Raw genomic sequence first — 9,890 nt, forward strand, 5'->3', positions numbered from 1 at the left:
GCAAAAATATAGTGTCGTTTCATCCTTACCTCGAAAGCGCATTCCACTGCTTTCTCTTATTGCAACCGGCATGCCAGAAACAGTGGCGCACCGGTCAGGCTCAGAATGAAAAGATGAAGTGTGTTAAAACTCTTGATCTTGCTGGATATATTCTGTCTCGCGCGTCAGAATATCGTGAATGTAACAAAGCTCAACGCGGGGGATTTTGACACTATATCCGCTCTCTATGACACTAAAGGCTTCTCGCAGAATAACCAGTTCGCTCTCCGGACACTGTTTCCCTGCATCAGGGGTCGGCGAGGCATTACGGATCAGCCGCTCAATCAGGCAGCTAATATGAACATACAGCGCCACCTTCCGATCGTTAGCCACCTGGCAGCCGGCAAGGTGCTCATAGCGCAGTAAAAACTGCTCCACCTGGTTTATCACTTTCCCCGTATCAAGGATCGTTACCGATTCAATGACCCGGCGCAGCGAGAAGTTTTTGAGCAGCAGGTTATTAATTTCGCTCACCTGCTCAGCCGTCGCCAGCTCGCCGAAAATACGCATCAGCGGCCTGCTGCCTTCGCCTGACATCAGCGAATCCAGCGAGATCCACGGCAGCGCCTCGAGATGAGGATCGAGAGTGCCGACCACCGCCAGCACCTCGTAGCGACTGAGCAGCGGCTCACGACGTGCCGGGCAGGCCAGCGTATCGACATCGCAGGCCACAATATCAATGGCCAGCGCAGCCGGGATGCTGGCGCTTAATAGTGCCGACAGGTTAGCCGCCGCGCCCATACCGGTCGCACAGGTGGTGAGAATGGCCCTAGGTTTATCGGCTTGCGGGTAATAAAGCTGATGCTCAACGGCCAGCGCGCCGTCAATCTCCCGCACAATATCTTCCAGCATATCCCCCTGCAATATGCGTTCTCCCACATACATTGCCATGCTGGTCGAGACGTTGTTGACGATTGCGACCGGCGTCGACAGGCGGCGATTAAAGTGACTGTGAATCGCCTTTAGCGAGCCCATATCGACCAGAATAATCAGCCCGGAACCCAGCGCATGACTCTCAATGTAGCTCTGAACCTGGTTGGCGATCGCCTCGGGGGTCACATCGAGCGGCATATCAAACGACTCGAACAGCTGGCTTTTCAGCAGCCGATTCGCCACGTTGGCGATACTGCTGGCGGTCGCATAGCCGTGGGCCAGAACGATCGCCCGGGTCACCTGCTGCTGGCTGACGGCACCGGTTTTTTGCAGCCACAGTACCAGCAAGAGCAGATCCACGCGCCGTGGTTCGATATCAAGCTTCAGCGCCAGCGCGGCGAGAATCGCTTCGCAGAAGCGGTACAGCAGCGGAAATTTCTGCGCGAGAAAATTCTCCAGCTGGCGGCTTTTCTCGCGGCTTAAAGTGGACAGTGTCTGGCGGGAGCGATGGATAAGATAGTGGCTCAGGGCATAAATACAGTTGCCGTTAAACTGAATATTGAAGCGTTTTTCCAGCCGATAGAACTCTTCCCGCACCTGCTGCGTGGCCAGCAACAGCATATGGGCACTGTGGGCGTCCGGGTTATCGAAAATCAGCCGGTCAAAGAGCGTTTCAATCTCTTCACCCATGCTTTTTTGCGCCTCCTCCCAGCTGCTTTTTTGACTCAGCACCGCTTCATACAGCGCCAGCACGCGGCACTGGGTATCGTAAATCAAGCTCTGCGCCGGATCGCGCGCGCGCTGGAGCCAGTGCAGGCTGGTCTGGGGTTCAACAAGCAGCGGCTCCTCCTGGGGAAGAGGCTCATTGAGCGCGGGCGTTGCGGCCACGATGTTCTCCGGCAGATCGTGCAGCGTCACGTTAAGCACTTCGCTGCCCGGCCGCCGGGCCCAGGCCGAAGCCACCGCGTATTTGATCACATTCTTCATCTCGCCAACGTTGCCACGATAAACATAGTGCGTCAGCCCCTGCAACAACCTCGGCGTCAGCTGTAGCCGTGCGTTGAGCGTTCGTGCTTACTGCCAGAAAAATTGCAGCATCAGCGCCTCTTTCTCGTGGCGGCTGCGATGCTGTAAATCCGGCAGGCTGATGAGAATCGGGATACGGCGAATAAAAGTTGTCAGGAAGGTGCTGTGAATGTCTTCGGTGGTAGCAAAAACCAGCCGCAGCGAAACAGGCAGCCCCTGCGCGGTCTCTCCAAGGCGGTATATCTCTTTACGATCCAGCCAGGTAAACAGCTTTTCCTGCCCTTCCGCGTTCAGACGATGAACTTCATCGAGAAACAGCATCCCGCCGTTCGCCGCCTCAAAGGCCCCTGCTTTATCGCCCTGCGCGCCGGTAAAAGCCCCTTTGACATAGCCAAACAGGTTGGCAGCCAGCAGTTCCGGGTTGTTGGCATACTGCGCGCAGTTAAAGCTGACGAAGGGAGCGTCGGGGGCCAGCAGCCCCTGGGCAATAGCGTATGCGTGCATCAGTTCCGCCATATAGCTTTTCCCGGTGCCGCTGTCGCCGGTGATAAGCAGCGGGAGCCCGCCGTCAGGATAAAACAGCGCGGTTTTCATCTGTTCAATGGGCTTTCGCAGACTACCGTCATGCCCGGTCAGCAGTGAAAAATGGTCGACCGGCTCCGGCCGACGATCGCTCTCAGCAAGCAGATCCGCTATGCTGGCGTACTCGTTACGGGATAGTGGAAAGAACTGCTGGCTGAACGCCTTTTTATGCAGGAAGTAGACCGGACGCGTGTTGATCTTCACCAGGACATCCTGAGCAACCAGCTGATTGAGATAATGGCTGGCGGTATTGCGCTGCATGGCAAAACGTTGAGCCAGGTCGCTGGCGGTAAAAACGTCGCTCAGGTTATCGGGGTCAAAAAAATCCGTCTGATTTTGTAGAAAAGCCAATAGTTCCGTTTTACGCATCTCATCCCCCATCATCACCATCACAGGCGTTTATGATGCGGGGAAATCGACCCGGCGTTGGCGCATAATTTATTTTTTGTGCTCTAAGCCACAAAAACCACCGCGAGGACGTTTGGTCGCGAGGATAAAAAAATCCGGAAGCGTAAACGCTTCCGGATTCGTCTGCCCGTCAGGGCTCGCGAGCAAGCCTGAAAATTCAGGCTTTCAGCAGTTGCTCAGCCGTCGCCTTCACGCTCGCCAGCAGGACTTTCACATCCTCCAGGCACACGGTCGGGTTCAGCAGCGTCAGCTTCAGGCAGGTGACGCCGTCGGCTTCGGTGACGCCGACGTTGGCGCTACCGGAAGCCAGCAGCACGTCGCCGATACGCTGGTTGAGCAGTGCAACAAACGCCATATCGTCGCTTGCCGGACGGAAGCGGAACAGCACGCTTGCCAGCTGCGGCTCCATCACCAGTTCCAGATGCGGCTGGGTTTTGACAAACTCAGCCACCTCGCGCGCCAGCGTCACGCCGTTATCAATGATTTCGGCATACTGCTTTTTGCCCAGCGCTTCGAGGCCCATCCACAGCTTCAGTGCGTCGAAACGACGCGTGGTCTGCAGCGACTTCGATACCAGGTTAGGTACGCCGTGTTCTTCATCGAAATCAGAGTTCAGGTACGCCGCCTGGTAGCGCATCAGCTCATAGTGGCGCGCGTCTTTTAACAGGAACGCGCCGCAGCTGATGGTCTGGAAGAACTGCTTATGGAAGTCCAGGGTAACGGAATCCGCCAGCTCAAGGCCGTTCAGGAAGTGACGATACTTCTCAGACAACAGTAACGCCCCGCCCCATGCCGCATCCACGTGCATCCAGATCTGGTGCTCTGCCGCCAGCGCCGCGATGTCCGCTAACGGATCAATTGCGCCCGCATCGGTCGTTCCGGCCGTAGCGACGATCGCCATCACCTGCTCGCCGTTGGCTTTCGCCTGGGCCAGCTTGTCTTTCAGGTCAGCCAGATCCATGCGTGAGAACGCATCGGTCTTCACCTGGGTGACGGAACGGTAGCCCAGCCCCATCAGCGCCATGTTCTTCTGCACGGAGAAATGCGCGCTTTCAGAGCAGAATACTTTGATTTTGCTCAGATCGCCGGTCAGACCATTCTGCTGAATGGAGTGCCCCTGACGCGCAAAGAAAGCGTCGCGCGCCAGCATCAGGCCCATCAGGTTGCTCTGAGTACCGCCGCTGGTGAACACGCCTGCATCACCTGCCGCATAACCAACCTGCTCACGCAGCCATTCGATCAGTTTGATCTCAATGATAGTCGCGGATGGGCTCTGGTCCCAGGAGTCCATGCTCTGGTTGGTGGCGTTGATCAGCACTTCCGCCGCCTGGCTAATCACCAGGCTCGGGCAGTGCAGGTGCGCCACGCACTGCGCATGGTGAACCAACAGGCTGTCTTTGAGAAAGTATTCAACCGCACGCTCAATAGCGGCCTGGTTGCCCAGGCCCTGAGACGTAAAGTTCAGGTTGATACGTTCGCGCAGCTGTTCAACGGTTTTGCCCTGATACATCTCAGGCTGTTTCAACCATTCAACGACCGCTTTCGTACTCTGCTCGATAGCGTCCTGATAGGCGGCAATACTTTGCGCCGAGCCGGACAGAATCGGGTTTACGTCTGACATTCGATCCAACTCCGTTTAAACCGGCTTCACGCCAGCACCCAGCAGGGCGTTTTCGAATTTATCGAGGAACACTTCCAGCTCAGCGTTAGTGATCAGCAGAGACGGCAGCAGGCGCAGTACGCAACCGTTACGGCCGCCACGCTCCAGAATCAGCCCGTTTTCGAAGCATTTTTTCTGCAGCAGCGCGGACAGCTCGCCATCGGCCGGGTAGCAGCCCATGTGATCCTGCGCTTCGTTCGGCTTAACAATTTCAATACCGATCATCAGACCCAGACCACGTACCTGGCCAATCACCGGGTAGCGTTTCTGCAGGTCGGCCAGTTTGCCTTTCAGCCACTCGCCCTGGGCGGCAACTTTATCGGCAATCTTGTCGTCTTTGAGGATTTTCAGCGTTGTCAGACCGGTGGCCATCGCCAGCTGGTTGCCGCGGAAGGTACCGGTATGGTGGCCCGGAGCCCACGCATCGAACTGCTTTTTAATGCCCAGTACCGCCAGCGGCAGACCGCCGCCAACCGCTTTGGACATCACGATGATGTCTGGCTCAATACCGGCGTGTTCGAAGGCGAACAGCTTACCGGTACGCGCGAAGCCTGCCTGAACTTCATCGATGATCAGCAGAATGCCGTGTTCCTGAGTCACTTTACGAATGCGCTGCAGCCACTCGACCGGAGCCGGGTTTACACCGCCCTCGCCCTGTACTGCTTCGAGGATCACCGCAGCCGGTTTACGCACGCCGCTTTCAACGTCGTTGATCAGGTTTTCGAAGTAGTAGGTCAATGCTTTCACGCCAGCTTCACCGCCAATACCCAGCGGGCAGCGGTACTGATGCGGATACGGCATAAACTGCACTTCCGCCATCATGTTGCTGACGGCTTCTTTCGGCGACAGGTTGCCCGTCACGGAGAGCGCGCCATGGGTCATCCCGTGGTAGCCGCCGGAGAAGCTGATAATGCTGGAACGGCCGGTCACTTTCTTCGCCAGCTTCAGCGCCGCTTCAACGGCATCGGCGCCGGACGGCCCGGTGAACTGCAGGCAATACTCTTTGCCCTGGCCCGGCAATAAAGAAAGTAGATAAGATGAAAATTCATCTTTTAACGGCGTGGTAAGGTCAAGCGTATGTAACGGTAAGCCGCTTGTGATGACACTTTGAATGCTCTGGAGCACTTCAGGATGATTGTGACCGAGCGCCAGGGTACCGGCACCTGCAAGGCAATCAAGATATTGATTATTTTCTACGTCGGTAATCCAGACGCCCTGCGCTTTGGCAATAGCCAATGGCAGTTTACGCGGATAGCTGCGGACATTAGATTCAAACTCAGCCTGTCTTGCTAAAAAGGTATCATTGCTCTGTGGTAATGAATTAGCACTTAAAGTATCAATACGGACTTTATCCGTCATCATATCACTCCTACAACCAGGTGTAGATTAACGCCTGATTGAATAAATGGTTATAAGGATTACCTGCAAAAAAGCGCGGCTAATATATGTTGTTTTAGCACTGGACTCAATCATTTATTTTGCATTGCAGAAAAATGTCATTTTCACCTTTAAAATCAATGCATAACAGCAACATCATAATGCTCATTTTATAAGAATTTGTTACTTTTTATCTTACAAAACGTCATACAGCTGTCATCCGAATGATGTAAAGAAAGCCATCGGTTTTTCATGGTTTTATTATTCTTTTACATGAATTTACCATTATTAATGTATGCATTAAGTCGTTAAAGCATGATTTTTCACTTGTTTGCGATGAAATATAATAAAAAAGTCGATCCCTCTGAATAAATCACTTACTATGGCGCGCTTATTTGCAGGCTCTGTAAATAAAGAACTAATGCGCATCACCCGGTAACGCGTACAGGCGAAACACGTTATCGACAACAGGAGTGATTCCTGGGTTGTTATTAGAAATGTTCGCGGGCGGACATTTCGTAAGGCGAAGACCGCTTCCCTTATGCCGAGAATGAAAATTTTCTAGCCATTACATGATGGCGCCCTGATATGAGATTGTTATGACTCGCATTTATCCACATTTCATCGTTGCCAAATTTGGCGGCACCAGCGTCGCTGACTTTGACGCGATGAACCGCAGTGCCAGCATTGTTCTTGCTGATCCCAACGTTCGTTTAGTCGTTCTCTCTGCTTCGGCAGGCGTGACTAATCTTCTGGTCGAGCTTTCTGAAGGTCTGGAAAGTCGTCAGCAATTAGACAAGCTCGAGACGTTACGTACTATCCAGTACAATATTATTTCCCGCCTGAAGCAGCCGACCGTTATCAGCAAGGAAATTGATAATCTCCTCGACAATATCGGTCACCTGGCGCAAACGGCGGCCACTTCGCCATCCGCCGCGCTGAGTGATGAACTGGTCAGCCACGGTGAGCTGATGTCTTCCCTGCTGTTTACCGAGGTCCTTCGTGAGCGTGAAGCGGAGGCCAGCTGGTTTGACGCCCGCAGCGTCATTCGCACGGACGACACCTACGGTTGTGCAGCACCCGATATTGATGCCCTGGCGACGCTGGCCGAGACGCATCTGCGCCCGCGCCTTGAACAAGCCATTATGATTACTCAGGGGTTTATTGGCCGTGACGCGCAGGGCCATACCACGACCCTGGGTCGCGGCGGCAGCGACTACACGGCCTCACTGCTCGGCGAAGCGCTGAATGCTGGTCGGGTTGATATCTGGACCGACGTGGCGGGAATCTACACCACTGACCCCCGTATCGCGCCGAACGCCAAACGTATCGATCGAATCTCGTTTTCTGAGGCCAGCGATATGGCCGCCTACGGCGCGAAAGTGCTCCATCCGGCAACGTTGCTGCCGGCCATGCGCAAAAACATCCCGGTGTTTGTCGGCTCAAGTAAAAATACCGCCGCCGGTGGCACGCTGGTGTGCAGCACCACCGAGAACCCGCCGCGTTATCGCGCGCTGGCGGTACGACGTAAGCAAACGCTGCTGCGCTTGCACAGCCTTGACGCGCAGCCGTCCTGCCACTTCTTAGCCCAGATGTTTGCCCTGTTAGCGCGTCATTCTGTCGCCGCCGACCTGGTCACCACTTCTGAAAACAGCATCGCGCTGGCGCTGGACTCTACTCACGCCACCTCCGGTGAGGACCATACGCTAACCACGTCATTATTTACCGAGCTCTCTTCCCACTGTCGAGTTGAAGTGGAAACCGGGCTGGCGCTGGTCACGCTGGTTGGGAATCAGCTCACGCAGGCATCCGGCGTATTTAAAGATGTTTTTGCCTGGCTTGAAGAACACGCGGTACGCATGGTCTGCCACGGCGCATCCAGTAATAACCTGTGCTTCCTGCTGCCTGCCGACGAGGCCGATAGCGCCATCAAGGCCCTGCATCTCCAGCTTTTCGAGTCATAAGGCGATAAAAGCAAAAAGTCCCGGCCTTGCGACCGGGACTTTATTATCTGTTTACTGGCCCCTCTCAGGAACCCTTTATTTAGCTATGACGGTGCGAGGTACCCCCACCGCGGCGGCAACGTTTATCATAGTGACGAACCCACCAGTACTTATCACTCACCTGCTCATGCCCGCCGATACGTGCACCGGTCAGCCAAAGAATAGCGCCAACGAAGATGCTTAAAATCGCCCCATGCGCAAAAAACTGAGGCAGGTTAAGCTGCGGCAATTGGTTTAAAATGGAGTAACCTACACCGCCGATCATAACGACCAAACCTAACCCCATGAGCACATTACCGAGTAACGAAGCGTTTTTGCGTTTCATAGTGTCACCTCCGTAGATTGCTTTGGGTTTAGGGATATATCCCTATTCCTTGTGTGTAAAGTATAGACAACAGCGCTGTGGATAAGTGCGTGGCCGATCACAAACGTGAACATATCATCAACATAACTTTACATTTAAGTGACTGAAATACTTTTCAAACAATATTATTCCGTACATCAACTATTCAGTTTTCAGCCCTTTCAGCGCTAATTTTTGTCAAGCGCGTCGTCACAACGTAAACTAGCCGCCGGAAAGATTGCCCACTCAGGAACAAAAACGTGACGATTAAACTGATTGTCGGCCTGGCGAATCCCGGCGCAGAGTACGCGGGAACGCGTCATAACGCGGGCGCATGGTACGTCGATTTACTGGCAGAGCGCTTTCGCGCCCCGCTGCGTGAAGAAAGTAAGTTTTTTGGCTACACCTCCCGCATTAATCTGGCCGGGGAAGATGTACGCCTGCTGGTGCCAACCACCTTTATGAACCTCAGCGGTAAAGCTGTGGCGGCGCTGGCAACCTTCTATCGTATTAATCCGGATGAAATTCTGGTGGCTCATGACGAGTTGGATCTTCCTCCGGGCGTGGCGAAGTTTAAACTCGGCGGCGGCCACGGCGGCCATAACGGCCTGAAGGACATCATCAGCAAACTGGGCAATAACCCTAATTTTCATCGCTTACGTATTGGAATCGGCCATCCGGGCGATAAAAACAAAGTTGTGGGTTTTGTGCTGGGTAAACCGCAGGCTGCTGAACAGAAGTTGATCGACGATGCGGTAGACGAAGCGGCGCGCTGCACCGAGATCTGGCTGAAAGACGGGCTGACCAAAGCAACTAACCGATTACACGCTTTTAAGGCGCAATAGACCGACGACTGCGGTATTTTTCCCGCATGACGTGTATAATGGTCTGAGTTATTAACTTTTCTACAATCTGTTCTCTATAACAGGTTGAATATCAAAAGATTAAGGTGATTTAAACATGGGATTCAAATGCGGTATCGTTGGTTTGCCAAACGTAGGCAAATCCACCCTGTTCAACGCGCTCACCAAAGCGGGTATTGAAGCGGCGAACTTCCCGTTCTGTACTATCGAGCCGAACACAGGCGTTGTGCCGATGCCCGATCCACGTCTGGACCAGCTGGCGGAAATCGTTAAACCGCAGCGCATCCTGCCGACCACCATGGAATTCGTCGACATCGCGGGCCTGGTAAAAGGCGCATCTAAAGGTGAAGGCCTGGGTAACCAGTTCCTGACCAACATCCGCGAAACCGAAGCGATTGGCCACGTTGTTCGCTGCTTCGAAAACGACAACATTATCCACGTGAATAACAAAGTGGATCCGGCTGACGATATCGACGTCATCAACACCGAGCTGGCGCTGTCCGACCTCGACACCTGTGAACGCGCGATTCACCGCGTGCAGAAGAAAGCCAAAGGCGGCGACAAAGACGCCAAAGCAGAACTGGCTGCCCTGGAAAAATGTCTGCCACAGTTGGAAAACGCCGGCATGCTGCGCGCGCTGAAAAATCTGACTGACGAAGATAAAGCGGCCATCAAATACCTGAGCTTCCTGACGCTGAAGCCGACCATGTATATCG

General features: G+C 54.1%; 6 protein-coding genes and 1 pseudogene. 3 read left to right on the top strand and 4 right to left on the bottom strand.

The annotated features are described in order from the left end of the window. Positions 1-123: 123 nt before the first annotated feature. The 3 genes and pseudogenes from ACW14G_RS20910 to ACW14G_RS20920 form a co-directional block, all read right to left on the bottom strand. Positions 124-2,889, bottom strand: a pseudogene (locus tag ACW14G_RS20910) (sigma 54-interacting transcriptional regulator). A gap of 196 nt (positions 2,890-3,085) precedes the next feature. Continuing rightward, positions 3,086-4,549, bottom strand: a complete 1,464-nt coding sequence (locus ACW14G_RS20915; protein ID WP_419058124.1) for a pyridoxal phosphate-dependent decarboxylase family protein — start codon at positions 4,547-4,549, stop codon at positions 3,086-3,088. 15 nt (positions 4,550-4,564) lie between these two features. Next, positions 4,565-5,950: a diaminobutyrate--2-oxoglutarate transaminase gene (locus ACW14G_RS20920; RefSeq protein ID WP_065356709.1), complete on the bottom strand. Its 1,386-nt coding sequence runs from the start codon at positions 5,948-5,950 to the stop codon at positions 4,565-4,567. A 614-nt stretch (positions 5,951-6,564) separates the two neighbouring features. On the opposite strand from ACW14G_RS20920, the gene lysC reads away from it, so the two are divergent. Then, positions 6,565-7,929, top strand: coding sequence for a lysine-sensitive aspartokinase 3 (lysC, locus tag ACW14G_RS20925; RefSeq protein ID WP_249023183.1), 1,365 nt, complete (start codon positions 6,565-6,567; stop codon positions 7,927-7,929). Between the two features lie 79 nt (positions 7,930-8,008). On the opposite strand, the gene ychH is transcribed toward lysC, so the two are convergent. Continuing rightward, positions 8,009-8,293, bottom strand: coding sequence for a stress-induced protein YchH (gene ychH, locus ACW14G_RS20930; RefSeq protein WP_064544936.1), 285 nt, complete (start codon positions 8,291-8,293; stop codon positions 8,009-8,011). 278 nt (positions 8,294-8,571) lie between these two features. Here ychH and pth point away from each other — a divergent pair, with 278 nt between their 5' ends. Together pth and ychF are read left to right on the top strand one after the other, a co-directional pair. Further along, on the top strand, positions 8,572-9,156 hold the full coding sequence (gene pth, locus ACW14G_RS20935; protein ID WP_064544934.1) for an aminoacyl-tRNA hydrolase: 585 nt from the start codon (positions 8,572-8,574) through the stop codon (positions 9,154-9,156). Positions 9,157-9,271: 115 nt separating this feature from the next. Further along, on the top strand, positions 9,272-9,890 hold a 619-nt coding region (gene ychF, locus ACW14G_RS20940), incomplete at its 3' end, for a redox-regulated ATPase YchF (protein ID WP_455648763.1).

The organism is Kluyvera sp. (assembly GCF_965301105.1).

Excerpts from the sequence above, each read along its gene's own strand:
- ACW14G_RS20915 (WP_419058124.1), bottom strand. The coding sequence starts at position 4,549 with ATGTCAGACGTAAACCCGATTCTGTCCGGCTCGGCGCAAAGTATTGCC.
- ACW14G_RS20920 (WP_065356709.1), bottom strand. The coding sequence starts at position 5,950 with ATGATGACGGATAAAGTCCGTATTGATACTTTAAGTGCTAATTCATTA.
- lysC (WP_249023183.1), top strand. The coding sequence starts at position 6,565 with ATGACTCGCATTTATCCACATTTCATCGTTGCCAAATTTGGCGGCACC.
- ychH (WP_064544936.1), bottom strand. The coding sequence starts at position 8,293 with ATGAAACGCAAAAACGCTTCGTTACTCGGTAATGTGCTCATGGGGTTA.